The 13,736-nt window shown below is 71.7% G+C and carries 13 protein-coding genes; 3 read left to right on the forward strand and 10 right to left on the reverse strand.

All coding sequences use genetic code 11. The annotated features are described in order from the left end of the window. Positions 1–301: 301 nt before the first annotated feature. The 3 genes from WBN91_RS36075 to WBN91_RS36085 all read right to left on the reverse strand — a co-directional run bounded on the left by WBN91_RS36075 (position 302) and on the right by WBN91_RS36085 (position 3,203). Positions 302–1,123, reverse strand: a complete 822-nt coding sequence (locus WBN91_RS36075) for an enoyl-CoA hydratase/isomerase family protein (protein WP_337726493.1) — start codon at positions 1,121–1,123, stop codon at positions 302–304. Positions 1,124–1,189: 66 nt separating this feature from the next. Next, positions 1,190–1,399 (reverse strand): helix-turn-helix domain-containing protein, encoded by a 210-nt coding sequence (locus WBN91_RS36080; RefSeq protein ID WP_015103570.1) that lies wholly within the window; start codon positions 1,397–1,399, stop codon positions 1,190–1,192. 175 nt (positions 1,400–1,574) lie between these two features. Further along, positions 1,575–3,203: an ABC-F family ATP-binding cassette domain-containing protein gene (locus WBN91_RS36085; protein ID WP_337726494.1), complete on the reverse strand. Its 1,629-nt coding sequence runs from the start codon at positions 3,201–3,203 to the stop codon at positions 1,575–1,577. A 155-nt stretch (positions 3,204–3,358) separates the two neighbouring features. Between WBN91_RS36085 and WBN91_RS36090 the strand changes: the two genes are divergently transcribed. Beyond that, a complete protein-coding gene (locus WBN91_RS36090) occupies positions 3,359–4,144 on the forward strand; it encodes an SDR family oxidoreductase (RefSeq protein ID WP_337726495.1) in 786 nt (261 codons plus the stop codon). Between the two features lie 89 nt (positions 4,145–4,233). Here the strand turns inward: WBN91_RS36090 and WBN91_RS36095 are convergent, their stop codons facing one another. The 3 genes from WBN91_RS36095 to WBN91_RS36105 are packed head-to-tail and all read right to left on the reverse strand — an operon-like array spanning position 4,234 to position 5,537. Then, a complete protein-coding gene (locus WBN91_RS36095; protein WP_337726496.1) occupies positions 4,234–4,635 on the reverse strand; it encodes a hypothetical protein in 402 nt (133 codons plus the stop codon). After that, positions 4,628–5,143: a SigE family RNA polymerase sigma factor gene (locus tag WBN91_RS36100; RefSeq protein WP_337726497.1), complete on the reverse strand. Its 516-nt coding sequence runs from the start codon at positions 5,141–5,143 to the stop codon at positions 4,628–4,630. The genes WBN91_RS36095 and WBN91_RS36100 overlap by 8 nt, the downstream gene beginning before the upstream one ends. Before the next feature lie 4 nt (positions 5,144–5,147). Further along, a complete protein-coding gene (locus tag WBN91_RS36105) occupies positions 5,148–5,537 on the reverse strand; it encodes a hypothetical protein (RefSeq protein ID WP_337726498.1) in 390 nt (129 codons plus the stop codon). A gap of 183 nt (positions 5,538–5,720) precedes the next feature. Between WBN91_RS36105 and WBN91_RS36110 the strand changes: the two genes are divergently transcribed. After that, positions 5,721–6,344 carry an FMN-dependent NADH-azoreductase gene (locus tag WBN91_RS36110; protein WP_337726499.1) on the forward strand — a complete coding sequence of 208 codons (624 nt, stop codon included), beginning with the start codon at positions 5,721–5,723 and terminating at the stop codon, positions 6,342–6,344. A gap of 46 nt (positions 6,345–6,390) precedes the next feature. Here the strand turns inward: WBN91_RS36110 and WBN91_RS36115 are convergent, their stop codons facing one another. Together WBN91_RS36115 and WBN91_RS36120 are read right to left on the reverse strand one after the other, a co-directional pair. Further along, positions 6,391–7,056 (reverse strand): acVLRF1 family peptidyl-tRNA hydrolase, encoded by a 666-nt coding sequence (locus WBN91_RS36115; RefSeq protein WP_337726500.1) that lies wholly within the window; start codon positions 7,054–7,056, stop codon positions 6,391–6,393. Then, a complete protein-coding gene (locus WBN91_RS36120; protein WP_337726501.1) occupies positions 7,053–7,619 on the reverse strand; it encodes a hypothetical protein in 567 nt (188 codons plus the stop codon). Before WBN91_RS36120 ends, WBN91_RS36115 begins: the two co-directional genes overlap by 4 nt. Positions 7,620–7,936: 317 nt before the next feature. On the opposite strand from WBN91_RS36120, the gene WBN91_RS36125 reads away from it, so the two are divergent. Further along, positions 7,937–8,914 (forward strand): helix-turn-helix transcriptional regulator, encoded by a 978-nt coding sequence (locus tag WBN91_RS36125; RefSeq protein WP_337726502.1) that lies wholly within the window; start codon positions 7,937–7,939, stop codon positions 8,912–8,914. A gap of 141 nt (positions 8,915–9,055) precedes the next feature. Here the strand turns inward: WBN91_RS36125 and WBN91_RS36130 are convergent, their stop codons facing one another. Both WBN91_RS36130 and WBN91_RS36135 read right to left on the reverse strand, forming a co-directional pair. Next, on the reverse strand, positions 9,056–11,845 hold the full coding sequence (locus WBN91_RS36130; RefSeq protein WP_337726503.1) for a S8 family serine peptidase: 2,790 nt from the start codon (positions 11,843–11,845) through the stop codon (positions 9,056–9,058). Positions 11,846–11,992: 147 nt separating this feature from the next. Then, positions 11,993–13,558, reverse strand: a complete 1,566-nt coding sequence (locus WBN91_RS36135) for a deoxyguanosinetriphosphate triphosphohydrolase family protein (protein WP_337726504.1) — start codon at positions 13,556–13,558, stop codon at positions 11,993–11,995. Between the last annotated feature and the right edge of the window lie 178 nt (positions 13,559–13,736).

Genomic DNA, 13,736 nt, shown 5'->3' on the forward strand with positions numbered 1-13,736 from the left:
CGGGCGGCGGCGCGGGCGGACGGGCGGACGGCGCGGGCGGGCGGACGGCGCGGGCGGCTGGCTGGCGGGAGCGCGAGCGGGCAGCGGGCGTGCGGCGGCGCTGCGGCTTGCCTGTGCCGGTCGGTGTCGCCTTGTTGTGGGCGGGGCAGCCGGCATGCGGCATGTGGCGGGCGGGGAGGGGGTGGTCTGGTGGGTGCCGGTTTCCCCCGCGTTCCTCCTCATCTACGGGACGCTTGAGGTGGGGGTTGGTCGCGGATTCTGTATGTCGCTCGATCGGGTGATCGTTGCGGGGGGTGGGGAGTTAGGGGGTGGGGGTGCCGGTGGCTAGGGCGGCTAGTTCCGTCAGGCGGCGGAGTTGGGAGGTGCGTTCTGCGTGGAGTTGGGATTGTTCTGTGGCGTTGTCTGCGGCGTGGGAGAGGAGGGCCAGGGTTTCTTGGACGGCGCCTGGCAGGGGGCGTAGGAGTTGGGTGACCAGGTCGTCTACGGCCGCGTCCAGGCGGTCGCCGGGGACGACGGTGTTGGCTAGGCCCAAGCGCAGGGCCTCTTCGCCGCCCACTCGGCGACCGGTCAGGCAGATTTCGGCCGCCCTGGAGTACCCGACCAGCCTCACCAGCGGCAGGGTGCCGCCCAGGTCGGGGACCAGGCCCAGGGACGTCTCGGCCATGCAGAACTGGACGTCGTCGGCGGCCACGCGGAAGTCGCACGCCAGCGCGAGTTGGAAGCCCGCGCCGATGGCGTGCCCGTGGACGGCGGCGATCGTCACCCGGGAGGGGTCGCGCAGCCAGCGGAAGCCTTCCTGGAACTCCGCGATCAGCGCCGCGCCGCCTTCGGGTCCGCGAAGGGTGATCTCCACGAGACCCGGCTCGCCCTCCACCTGGGCACCGGTGAACATCCGCCGGTCCAGACCGGCGGAGAAGGCACGACCGGAGCCCCGGACGACCACGACGCGGACGTCCGGGTCCAGCTGCGCGCCGATCGTCCGCAACGCCGTCCAGGTGGAGGGCGTCTGTGCGTTGAGCACATCGGGACGGTCGAGCGTGATCGTCGCGCGCGGTCCGTCGACGACGAGCCGCACGCCTCCGCGTTCCAGCAGGCCGGCGTCGATGGTGGTCGGTGCCGACATGCGCGTTACCTCCGGGTTCAGGCCGGCGCCGTCTCTCCTCGACGCCCGTTGTTACCGGAGGGTAGCTTACTTCTTCTTCGTGCGGGTGGCGCCACCGCGACCGCGCAGCTGCACACCGGACTCGCTCAGCACCCGGTGCACGAAGCCGTAGGAGCGTCCGGTGGACTCGGCCAACGCCCGGATGCTCGCGCCCTTTTCGTACTTCTTCTTCAGGTCAGCGGCCAGCTTGTCCCGCGTGGCGCCGGTGATCCGGGCGCCCTTCTTCAGGTCAGCCACCTTGTCCCGCCTTCCGTAGACAGCAGGTCGGGCCGTGAAAGCCCCTGTCGTCGCAATGATCGAACACGGCGACCAAGAACGCCAGGCGATCATGCGAAAAGATCGGCGAGCGGTCGTTCGGGTGAGGGGCGAACACGGAGAGTGGATCTACCGTGATGCGACTGAAACCTGTTGCTCAGGCCAACTGCACGAGTTCCAGGTACTCCTGGGACCAGTGGTCCTCGGTCCCGTCGGGCAGCAGGATCACCCGCTCGGGCTCAAGGGCCTCCACCGCGCCGGGGTCGTGCGTGACCAACACGACCGCGCCCTCGTAGCGGCGCAGCGCGTCGAGCACCTGCTCGCGGCTGGCCGGGTCGAGGTTGTTCGTCGGCTCGTCGAGCAGCAGCACGTTCGCCGCGCTGGACACCAGTCCCGCGAGCGCGAGCCGGGTCTTCTCGCCGCCGGACAGGGTGCCCGCGGGCTGGTCGAGCTGCTCGCCGCTGAACAGGAACGTGCCCAGCAGCGAGCGCAGCTGCTGTTCGGGCACGTCCGGGGCGGCGTGGCGGATGTTCTCCCAGACCGAGGCCTGGTGGTCGAGGGTCTCGTGCTCCTGGGCGAAGTAGCCCAGCTTGAGGCCGTGGCCCGGGATGACCTCGCCGGTGTCGGGCTTCTCCATGCTGCCGATCAGGCGCAACAGGGTGGTCTTGCCGGCGCCGTTGAGGCCCAGGATCACCACGCGCGAGCCGCGGTCGATGGCCAGGTCGACGCCGGTGAACACCTCCAGCGACCCGTAGGACTTGCTCAGGCCCTCGGCGGTGAGCGGTGTCCGGCCGCACGCGGCGGGCTGCGGGAAGCGGATCTTCGCGACCTTGTCCGCCTGGCGGGTCTCCTCCAGGCCGGACAGCAGCTTCTCGGCGCGGCGGGCCATGTTCTGCGCGGCCACCGCCTTGGTCGCCTTCGCCCGCATCTTGTCGGCCTGCGCCATCAGCGCGCCGGCCTTCTTCTCGGCGTTGGCGCGCTCGCGGCGGCGGCGCTTCTCGTCGGCGGAGCGGGCTTCGAGGTACTTCTTCCAGCCCATGTTGTAGATGTCGATCTCGCCGCGCGTGGCGTCGAGGAACCACACCTTGTTGACCACGTCGTCGAGCAGCTCGACGTCGTGGCTGATCACGACCAGGCCGCCGTCGTGGTTCTTGAGGAACCCGCGCAGCCACGCGATCGAGTCGGCGTCGAGGTGGTTGGTCGGCTCGTCGATCAGCAGGATCGTGCTGGACTTCGCGCCCACGCCCGCCTCGGACGCGGCGAACAGGATGCGCGCCAGCTCGACCCGGCGGCGCTGACCGCCGGACAGGGTGCGCAGCGGCTGCGCCAGGACGCGGTCGGCCAGGCCCAGGTTCGAGCAGATGCGCGCGGCCTCGCTCTCGGCGGCGTACCCGCCCAGCGCGGCGAACCGCTCCTCCAACTTCCCGTACTTGCGCACCGCGGCCTGGAGCTCGTCGTCGTCCACCAGCTCGGCCATGACCGACTGCATCTTCTCCATGTCGCGCAGCAGCTGGTCCAGGCCGCGCGCGGACAGCACGCGGTCCTTGGCGATGACCGACAGGTCGCCTTCGCGCGGGTCCTGCGGCAGGTAGCCGAGGTCGCCGGTGCGCCGGACGTCGCCCGCGTAGGGCTGGCCCTCGCCCGCCAGGACGCGCAGCGACGTGGTCTTGCCCGCGCCGTTGCGGCCGACCAGGCCGATGCGGTCGCCGGGCTGGACCCGCAGGGTGGCGTCGGACAGCAGGATGCGCGAACCTGCGCGCAACTCGAGGTCGGTTGCGGTGATCAAGGCGGAACTCCGTTGCGATTGTGGTCGTGCGGGGTCGACGGCGCCGCGCGCTGGAGCGCGCACCGGACCTACTCGATCAAGACGACCACCCCACCAGTCTACGGGTCGTCCGCCACCGAATTAGCCGCGTGTGTCCACCGGCATACATTTCGCGCATGACGAGCATCGAGGGCGCGGACTTCGCGGGCAGGACGGCACTGGTCACCGGCGCGAGCCGGGGCATCGGGTACGGCGTGGCGCTGGAACTGCTGCGCCGAGGGGCGTCGGTCACCATCACGGCCCGCAAGCCGGACACCATCGCGGCGGCGGCGCGGTCGTTGGCCGCGGAGGCGGGTGTGCCCGAGTCGCGGGTGCTCGCGATCCCGGGCAACGCGGGCAAGGCCGAGGACCGCGAGGAGGCCGTCACCCGGACGGTCGAACACTTCGGCAGCCTGGACGTGCTGGTGAACAACACCGGCATCAACCCGGTGTTCGGCTCGCTGATGGAGGCCGACCTGGGCGCGGTGCAGAAGATCTTCGAGGTCAACGTGGTGGCCGCGCTCGGGTTCGTGCAGCTGGCGTGGAAGGCGTGGCTCCAGGAGCACGGCGGCGCGGTGGTGAACGTGGCGTCGGTGGGCGGGTTGCGGTCGACCGGGGTGATCGGGGCGTACGGGGCGAGCAAGGCGGCGCTGATCCGGCTGACCGAGGAGCTGGCGTGGCAGCTGGGACCGAAGGTGCGGGTGAACGCCGTCGCGCCCGCCGTGGTGAAGACGCGTTTCGCAGAGGCCCTGTACACCGGCCGCGAGGACGAGGCCGCGCGCGCCTACCCGATGAAGCGGCTCGGGTCGCCGGAGGACGTGGCTCGGTTGGTGGCGTTCCTGGCGTCGGACGCGGCGGCGTGGATCACCGGGGAGACCGTCCGGGTGGACGGCGGCCTCCTGGCGACGGGTGCCCTGGCCTGACCGTGCCTGGGGGCGCGGCGGGTCAGGGCGCGGCGGAGTCAGGGCGCGGCGGAGTCAGGGCGCGCCGGGGTCGGCGGGACGCGCCAGCGTCAGGGCGCGGTGGGGACCGGCGCGATGTTCGGAGTGGGTAGTGGTGTGGCGGCGGGTGGGGCGGGTGTGGTCGGGATCTGGGCCTGCGTCGGCGCGGTCGGTGTCGGGGAGGTCGGTGTCGGCGAGGTGGGCGGGCGGGTCGGGGTCGATGTGGACGGCACCGAGGTGTGGAGGGGGGTCGTGGCCGGGGAAGGGTCGGCGGGTGTCCTGGTCAGGGCGAAGCCTGCCGCCACGACCAGGGCGGTGGTGGTCAGGGCGGTGCCTACCACCGCCACCCGGCGACGGCGGTGGCGGATGCGCTGGCCGTGCCACACGATGTCCACCGCGTTGACCGAGCTCGGCCTCGGCGTCGGCTTGATGTTCAGCTCGTCGAACAGCTCCTTCAAACGGTCCTCAAGCACCGCGTGACACCTCCTGCCACAGTTCTCCGAACGCGGGCCCCAACCGGCGCCGCAACGCCTTGAGCCCGCGGTTGGTGTTGCTCTTGACGGTGCCGACCGAGCACCGCAGAGCCGCCGCCGTCTCCTCCACGCCCAGGTCGTGCCAGAACCTGAGCACCAGGACCGCGCGCTGCTTCGCCGGCACCGATCGCAGCGCGTCCCACACCACCAGCTTGTCCTCGCTCAACACCGCTGCCTCGGCCTGCTCGGGCAGCTCGTCGCGCAACAGCTCCCGCCGCCACCGCACCCGCCGTCGCTCGGCGATGAAGGTGCGCACGACGATCCTCCGCAGGTAGGGCTCCAGACCCTCCCGCCGGACCAGCTTCGGCCCGGCCAGGTACAGCTTGAGGAACGCGGCCTGCACGACGTCTTCGGCCTCGTGGTGGTTGCCGCACAACAAGTACGCGGTGAAGCGCATCGAGTCGGCGCACCGGTCGAAGTGTTCGGTGAACTCCGCGTCCCAACTCACGCCGTCATCGCCTCGGGGTCGGGGCGGGCGTCGCGGTCGGGGGCGCGGGGGCGGGCGAGGGCAGCGGTGTGACCGCGGGCGCCGGTGTGGTCGGCGGCTGCGTGGCCGTGGACGGCAGCGGTGTCACGGCGGGCGGCGCAGGAGTCGGCGCGGGAGTCGGTGCCGGCGTCACCGCGGGTGGGGTCACGGCGGGCGGGGTGGGCTCGGGGGTCGGCGCCGGGGTGACGGCGGGCGGCGGCGTGGGTGCGGGGGTCGGCAACGGGGTCGCGGCCGGGGGCGTGGGTGCGGGCGTGGTGGAGATCGGTTCGCCGGACGTCCCCGCCAGTGCGGGCACCGCGATGGCGAGACCGCCGACGACGACGGCACCGGCCGCCAGAACCAGTCGAGTGCGCATGACCTGCTCCTTCGCTCGTGGACCACCTCCTCGTCGGGGCCCCTCATCCCTATCCATGCGGTCGGGGTGGCTGGGGGTTGTCACGAGTTTTGGATCATTTTCCGCACTGGCGAAGCGGACCACGGTCCGGTACCGTCGCAGGCAACCGGACCACGGTCCGAATAAACCGGAGCAAGGAGCACCATGAGCACGCTGCTGCACATCTCGGCCTCACCGCGGGCCGGCGAGTCGGAGTCCCTCGCCATCGCCACGACGTTCGTGGACACCTATCGCGAGTCCCACCCCGGCGACGAGGTCGAGCACTGGGACCTGTGGGACGGCACGCTCCCCGCCTTCGGCCCCACCGAGGCCGACGCCAAGATGACGCTCATCCGGGGCGGCACCCCCACCGGCGAGGCCGAGCGGGCGTGGGAGGCCGTGGTCGCCGCCTTCCACCGGTTCGACGCCGCCGACCGACTGCTGTTCAGCGTCCCGATGTGGAACGCCGGCGTGCCCTACGTCCTCAAGCAGTTCATCGACGTCGTCTCCCAGCCGGGCCTGCTGTGGGGCTTCGACGTCGAGACCGGCTACCTGCCGCTGCTCAAGGGCAAGAAGGCCGCCGTCGTCTACACCAGCGCGGTGTGGGCGCCCGGCCTCCCCCCGGCCTTCGGCACGGACTTCCAGTCCACCTTCTTCGACGACTGGCTGCGCTGGGCGGGGATCACGGACGTCACCGCGATCCGCCACCACCCGACGGTGCTGGGGGACGTCGAGGACTCGCGCCAGACCGCGATGGCCGCCGCACGGGAGGCCGCCAAGACCTTCTGACAGGCCAAGGCGTTCCGACCAGGCCAAGACCTTCTGACCAGCAGGGTCAGTCGCGGACCACGATGTCGACGGCCCTCGCCCGGCGGGCGGCCTCGTCGAGCACCGACCGCCTCGGTTCCGGCACGTCCAGCACGCGGGGCGAGGCCAGGGCGAACACCGGGGCCAGGCGGCGGTCCGCGCGCAGCACGTCCAGCGCCTGCCGGTCGCCGCCCAGCACCACGGCGTCCAACGACCCCACCACGGGCAGCAGCACGCGGGCCACGTCGTCCGCCGCCGCCTGCAACGCCACCCGCGCCTGCCCTTCCCGCCGCCGCGCGAACCGCTGCTGCGACCAGCCACCAGCCTTGTTGCGCCCGTGCACCTGGCGACTGTCGGTGGTCGAGACGAGCACCACACCGTCCAAAGCCACCCCGACGCTGTGCCCGCCCAGCCGCACCAGCACCAGCCCGATCCGCCGACTCGCCAGCGCCAACGACAACAACGGCTCCAGCACCAGACCTTCGAAGTCACCCCCAGGGGTGAATTCCCCGAAGGCCGCCGAGACGGCAGCCGAAGCCCCGTCCACCGCCGTGACCACGAACGACGAGGCGTCGACCGACGTCCGGGCCACCCCGCCGTGCCGTGCGGCGAAGCGCGAGAACCACCCGGTCAGGCGTTCGGGCTCCACCTCCACCGCCCGCCCGCCGCCGGAGACCGGGCGGACCTTGGTCATGCCGGCGCCACGGCCACCCACACCGGCAGGGGGTGGCCGCACTCGGCGGGCGAGAGCCGCTGCACCGCGCCGAACCCGGCGCCGGCCAGCTCGTCGGAGATCTGCTCGGCGGTCAGCACCCGGTGCTCGGTGGCGACGGCGTTGACGACCTCCCAGGTCGTCTCCCCCCGCACCAGCCGCACGACCTCCAGCGCGTAGGACTCCCCGTCCGCCGCCCAGTCCCACAGCTGCACGGTGACCTGCCGCCCGGGTCCGCGACCGGACACCCGCGGCGGCGGCGCGGTGGGCCGCAGCCTGCCCAGCCGGTCCAGCTCGGGCACCGCCGCGACCAGCAGTCCCCCGGGCCGCAACGCGCGCCGGGCCAGCGCCAACGCGCGGGACAGGGCGTTCTCGTGGGCCAGTCGCGGGAGCAGGTCGTCGCTCGCCCGCACCACGTCCACCCCGACCGGGGCGGGTTCGCGCACGACGTCGAGGAGGTCGACCACCTGGTGCTCACCGGCGCCGAGGACGGCCGCGGCGACCTCGCTCAGCGGGTCGCCCGGCGCGGGCACCAGGTCGGTCACCGGGCACACAGTAGGGCCAACCGATCGGGTTACGCCAAACGGGCCGTGGTGACCGCGTCACACAGCGCGGCCACCACCATCCGCCGAACCGATACCGAAGGGGGCCGATACCACGACCTCCGGTATCTCGTGCACAATGTTACCGGCGGGTTTACAGATTCCAGAGCACAGGCAATCACCACTTGACAGATCGAGTGCCACCCCAGTGAACTCGTGACCCGTATGGACCAACCATTGACTCCACCTGGTAGGCACCACCGCACTGCGTTGGCGGGTAGGGTCACTGGGGCGTGATCTAATGACAGCGGGGAGTCACAATGACCAACGCTGCCGGTCGACCCAACCTGTCCGTCGACGACCTCGACTCGACGGGCCACGGCAGTCTTGCGCAGCTCCTGACCACGGGGCCCTTCCCCGAGGCGCTGAGAGCCGCCATCAAGGCCAGCAGGCTGAGTCTCGACCGCATCCAGCACAGGCTCGCCCTGCGCGGGGTCACCATCAGCGTCGCCACGCTGAGCTACTGGCAGTCGGGCCGCCGCCGACCCGAGCGACCGGAGTCGCTGGAGGCGCTGCGCCACCTGGAGACCGTGCTGGGCGTGCCGCAGGCCGGCCTGTCGGCGCTGCTCGGGCCGCCGCGCCCGCGCGGCAGGCGGTCCCGTCCGACCACGATGATGCCGATCGACGCGCTGTGGGCGCGTCGCGAGCGAGTCGCCAACCTGCTCCAGAAGGTCGACACGTCCTCCGACGTCAAGCTGGGCCGGATCAGCCAGCACGACCGCATCGAGATCGCCGCCGACGGCGGTCAGCGCTCGGTGTGGGTGCGGCAGATCCTGCGCGCCGAGCAGGACGGCCCGGACCGCTGGGCGCTGGTGTTCGAGACCGAGGAGTCCGACGTCCTGCCCGACGTGGTCAACCTGCGCAACTGCCACCTGGGCCGCTACGCCGAGGACACCGACGCCAACATCATGGTCGCCGAGCTGATGTTCGACCGCCCCCTGAGCAGGGGCGAGACGATCATCATGGAGTACGAACTGCTGTTCGCCGAGGGTCACTACCCGGCGGGCAACAACACGTTCGCCCGCAAGTTCCGGCTCCCCGTGCGCGAGTACGTGATCGAGGTGCGCTTCGACCAGTCGTACCTGCCCGCGCGCTGCCAGCAGTTCAGCGTCCCGGCCGGCGACGACACCCCGTCGCGGCGGCGCAACCTCGCGCTGGACGCGGCGGGCGGCGTGCACGCGGTCGCGCTGGGCTTCGGCCCCGGCGTGTTCGGCATCCGCTGGGAGTGGCCGAAGTAAAGAACGCGTTGCGGACCCGAAGTCGCGAAGGCCCCCGGAGAGCGCTCCGGGGGCCTTCGTCGTACCAGCGGGTTGCTCCGGCCGGCGGATCGGCCCCGTGGCACCGGGGCCGATCCTTCAACCAGTCGTTACCGCGGTCGATCAGACGTAACCGTTGATGTGCAGCGACACCGCGCGGATGGAGCCGCGGTCGGTGCCCACCTGGTCCACCACCTTGAACGTCCACGTGCCGTCGACCGGCTCGGCCAGCAGCGCCGACAGCGGACTGTTGGGCCGCCAGGTGCCGGTGAACGGCGCCAGGCTCGCGGTCACCGTCGAGTAGGCCCGCTCGGCGGAGTCGTCGAACACGACCTGGCACAGGTTCGCGCCGGTGCCGCCGCTGCGCGAGAACACCGTGGCGGTCGCGCCGGACGGCGAGGTCAGCGTGCCGACCAGGTCACCGGTGAAGGTGTGGTCGATGCCCACCGTCGTGGCCCCGTCGGCGGAGGAGCAGGTCGCGCCGTCCACCGAGAAGGTCAGCTTCGCCCCGAGCCCGACCCCGGTGACCGGGATCTGCACGGACGCGCCGGTCGCGTCGTTGTCCGGGATGGCCACGGCCGGGCCGGTGTAGGCGAAGTGCTTGGCCTCCCGCGAGGGTTCGCCGACGGGCACGTTGAACGTGCTGGACGTTGGCGAAGTAGAACCGGCGAAAGATACGCGAGCGTCCAACCGAACAGGCACACCAAGCTGGGCGGTCGCCGGGACGGTCACCTTGAACGTGTTGGTCACCGTCTGGCCGGGATCGACGTTGCCGTAGTACTTCGACCGCGGCGCGATGGTCACCCCGGCGGTCGGCGTGGTCAGCACGAGGCTGGTGGACGCGGCCGTGCCGTCGCCGACGTTGGTCACCGGCAGGGTGACCGTCGCGGTGGTGCCCGGCTTGAGGTAGAGGCTGCCGTCGCTGTCGTTGACCACGGACGGCTTCTGCGCCTTGGCCAGCGGCTGCGGCGACGCGCCCGTGTAGGCCAGGACCAGGTCGGCGCGCACGACGCCCGCGCCGGTCCGGTTGTCCACGCCCGCCTCGGCGATGTCCAGGGCGGTCGCGGTCAGGGCCTCGCGCACCTCGGCCGGGGTGAGGCCTGGGTTGCCGGACAGGATCAGGCCCGCGATCGCCGCCGCGTTCGGCGCGGACGCCGACGTGCCGAAGAACGGGTTGAAGCGGGTCACCGAGGTGGTGACGCCGTCCGCGGCGGTCAGGTCCGGCTTCTGGCGCACCTCCTCGCGGGGCGTGCCGTCGGGCGCGAAGAACACCTTGCGCGGACCGTCGGAGGTGAACCGCTCGGGCTTCTGCGTGCTGTCGTAGGCGTTCGGGTACGGGCCGCGCGGGTTGGCCGGGTCACCGGGCTCCAGGTCGAACGGCAGCGGGTTGTTCGCCGGTGCGGCGGCGACGCTGATCGCGCCCTTCGCCGCCGAGTGCCCGCGGGTCACGCCCGGGGTGGCGAACTTCTTCAGGCCGTCCGAGGAGTCCTTGAACCGGCCGCCTAGCGCGGACAGCGACAGGTACTCGTCCTCGCCGCGGAACTTCACCACGGCCAGCCGCAGGCCGGTGCCGCCCGCCGGGGTGTTCAGCCGCTCGTACGGGTCCTGGACGCCGTCCTGGTTGTTCTGGCTGAACGCCACCACGTTGCCCTGCGCGTTGGCCAGGTACAGGTCGTAGTCGTTGAACGACGAGGCCAGCGGGTCGGACCAGAACAGGGTCACCGGCACGTCGCCGGACTGGTCGGACAGCGGGTTGAACACCTGCTTGGCGTTCGGGTCGGGGTTGAAGTCGTGCGCGGTGCCGGCGAACTTGCCGATGCCCACGCCCGAGTCGACGAACTGGCCCTCCCAGTGGCCGGAGGTGCCGTCGACGACGTTGCCCTCGTTGCCCGCGGAGGAGAAGTACACCGCGCCGGCGGCCACGACCTCGTCCACGGCGCGGGCGATCACGCCGTCCTGGAACGGGGATTCGTTGAAGTACAGGATGTCGTCGACGATCACGTCGCAGCCCAGCTGGAAACGCAGGCCGCGGATGTTGTCGGCGAAGTTCGCGTCGCCGTAGATGGCCGTGGCGAAGCCGAGTTCGGCGTTGGGCGCGATGTCGTGGAGGATCTCCAGCATCGCAGTGCCCTCGCTGCCCGAGCCACCCGCACCGGGCAGGATGTCCACGGCGGGCAGTTCGCCGGCGGTCTGCGAGGCCAGCAGGCCGTCCACGCCGTCGGAGATCGCGCACAGCTTCACGCCGGTGCCGGTGACGTGGTGGGTCTCGCGGGCGGTGTCGGCGGCGTGCGCCCGGTCACCCTCGCCGACCTTGGGCGCGAGGACCTGGCCGGACAGCGCGGACAGCGTGCGCTGCTCGACCTCCTTCGCCTTGTCCTCCTTGGACGGGACCTTGGTGTCCTTCGGGTCCTGCTTGTGGAAGGACTTCCACTCGACGGCGGCTTCGACGCGGCGGACGTCGGCGCGCTCGGCCAGGCCGCTCAACGCGGAGAGCGGGACCTGCGCGCGGACCGTCTTGCCCGCGGTGGAGGTGGAGCGGATCGCGGCGCCCGTCGCGCGGACGGCGGCGACCAGGTCGTCGGTGACCTCGTGGGCGCGGATGTCGACCAGCACGGTGTTGCCGGGCTCGACCTTCACGCCGGTGTTGACGTGCGGGACCTTGCTGATCTGACCGGGTGAGGCGCGGCGGCGCTTCTCCACCAGCAAGCCGCTGTCCAGTTTGGACTCGGCGCCGGTGGCGGACTTCTTGATCGCCTGGAGCGCGGCGATCTGCGACGCGGTTTTCTGCTCGACGCCCTTGGACGCCGGGGTCGGGTCCGCCGACGCCGGGGTCGCGGAAACCAGGGCCAGCAGGACCGCGGCACCCGCCGCGACCAGGGAGTTTCTTCGGTGTCTGCGATTCGGTGAGCGCACAGGCGTCTCCCCCAGGTTCGGGCGTGCCCCCGACGCACGCAGCCGGCGACCGGGTGTCCCCGATCGGAGGGGTCAACGTATTGCGCATGGATACTTACCGTCTGCCACCGTTTGGCCTACTTCTCAGACGGAAAGATCAATCACAGTTCACAGTACGAACGCGTCCGTCCACAGCTGACCGGTCCGTCCGGACACCGCGTCCAGCAGCGCCGCGGCCTGGTTGTCGGTGAGCGAGGCCACGAAGTCCACGACCGCCCGGCCGCGCGCGAGCGCCCGAACGGCGTCCGGTCCGGACGGTCCGTCTCCGGTCGCGCCCACCAGGGTGTGCGGTTCGGAGCGGGCCAGGGCGGTGTACTCGGTGGTGGCGAGCTCGATCAGGTCGTGCAGGCGGCGCGGGAGCCGGTCCGCTTCGTGCCGGTCGGTCGCCCACTGCTCCAGCGCCTCGACGAGCGCGGTGAGGAGACGGGCCTGGCCGCGCTGGTGCAGCGCGAGGTCGGGGCGCAGCAGGACGAACCGGCGGTGCACGAACTTCAGCACCTGCACCTCGTGCCACTGCGGGGTGGCGAGCACGACGTGACCGGACCGGGTCGTCGGTTCCTCGATGACGCCGACGGAGTCGACCAGGCGGCGGGTCCAGCGCGTGGAGAACCCGGCGACGGCTTGTTCCGCTTCCACCGACCCGTCGAACGGGACGGCGAGCAGGCCGTCGACCAATTCGGACCGGACCTTGGCCACGGCGTGGGCGAACGCGTCGTCGTCCACGGCCCAGGAGTCCTTGGCGTGCAGGCGGCGGCGCAGGGTTTCCAGGGAACGGCCGGGGCGGCGCTGCTGGGCGGCGAGGTCGGCGGCGCTGAGCTCGGCGAGGTCGAGCGCCTGGTTCAGCCACGTGTTGAGTTCGGCGGAGACGGTCGCGTGCTGGAGGACGCCGACGCGGTGGAAGTCCTCCAGGTCGTGGATCGCGTAGGCGATGTCGTCGGCGGTGTCCATCACGGACGCCTCCACGGTCTGCTGCCACGGCTCCAGGCGTCCGGTGTAGAACTCGCGGGCCTGGGCGAGGTCGTCGAGTTCGGTCACGTAGGCCGAGAACTTCACCGCGCCCGTGCCCGGTGCGTCGGGTGGCTCGGCCGCGCCGCGCGGTGGCGCCGGGAGGTCGCGGGGGTGCGGGGTCGGGTAGGACAGGCGGGTCCACGGGTACTTGAGCATGGCCGCGCGCACGGCGACCGTCAGGTCGAGGCCCAGGGCTTTCGGGCCGCGGACGTCGGTCGTGGTGACGATCCGGAAGGACTGGGCGTTGCCCTCGAACCCGTCGGACAGGCCGAACCGGTGGCGCGCCAGGCGGTCGAGGACCTGTTCGCCGAGGTGGCCGAACGGCGGGTGACCGAGGTCGTGCGCGAGCGCGGCGGCCTCGACCACGTCCGGGGCGCAGCCGCCGAGCTTGTCGATGACACCGACGAGGTCGGGGCGCGCGTTGAGGCGTTCGGCGATGGCGCGGGCGGCTTGGGCGACTTTCAGGCTGTGGGTGAGGCGGTTGTGCACCAGGAGACCGGACCCGGTCGAGCTGACGACCTGCGTGACGCCGCCGAGGCGGGCGAAGAACGGGGAGCTGGCCACGCGGTCGCGGTCGACGCGGTACGGGCTGGTGGCCAGGTCGGCCGTGCCGCCTCCGCTGCCGCCGGACCGGCGGAGCGTGCGTGGGTCGTGGTCGCGGTGCATGGCAAGAAAGTAGTCCGTGGCCGGCTCGGCGGCACTCCTGAGAAGGTGCGAACGCCACAAAGCCCTCAGGGGCACTCGACGAGTCGAGTGCCCCTGAGGGTGAAGTTATGTTCGGCGGCGTCCTACTCTCCCACACCCTCACGAGTGCAGTACCATCGGCGCTGGAAGGCTTAACTAC

The sequence above is a fragment of the Saccharothrix sp. CCNWYY140 genome (assembly GCF_037401995.1).
In the GTDB taxonomy this organism is placed as follows: Bacteria; Actinomycetota; Actinomycetes; order Mycobacteriales; family Pseudonocardiaceae; genus Actinosynnema.

What these genes read in the sequence shown, in the direction of transcription:
- WBN91_RS36075 (WP_337726493.1), bottom strand. Translation starts at nt 1,123, where the DNA reads ATGTCGGCACCGACCACCATCGACGCCGGCCTGCTGGAACGCGGAGGC.
- WBN91_RS36090 (WP_337726495.1), top strand. Translation starts at nt 3,359, where the DNA reads ATGACGAGCATCGAGGGCGCGGACTTCGCGGGCAGGACGGCACTGGTC.
- WBN91_RS36105 (WP_337726498.1), bottom strand. Translation starts at nt 5,537, where the DNA reads ATGCGCACTCGACTGGTTCTGGCGGCCGGTGCCGTCGTCGTCGGCGGT.
- WBN91_RS36110 (WP_337726499.1), top strand. Translation starts at nt 5,721, where the DNA reads ATGAGCACGCTGCTGCACATCTCGGCCTCACCGCGGGCCGGCGAGTCG.
- WBN91_RS36115 (WP_337726500.1), bottom strand. Translation starts at nt 7,056, where the DNA reads ATGACCAAGGTCCGCCCGGTCTCCGGCGGCGGGCGGGCGGTGGAGGTG.
- WBN91_RS36125 (WP_337726502.1), top strand. Translation starts at nt 7,937, where the DNA reads ATGACCAACGCTGCCGGTCGACCCAACCTGTCCGTCGACGACCTCGAC.
- WBN91_RS36135 (WP_337726504.1), bottom strand. Translation starts at nt 13,558, where the DNA reads ATGCACCGCGACCACGACCCACGCACGCTCCGCCGGTCCGGCGGCAGC.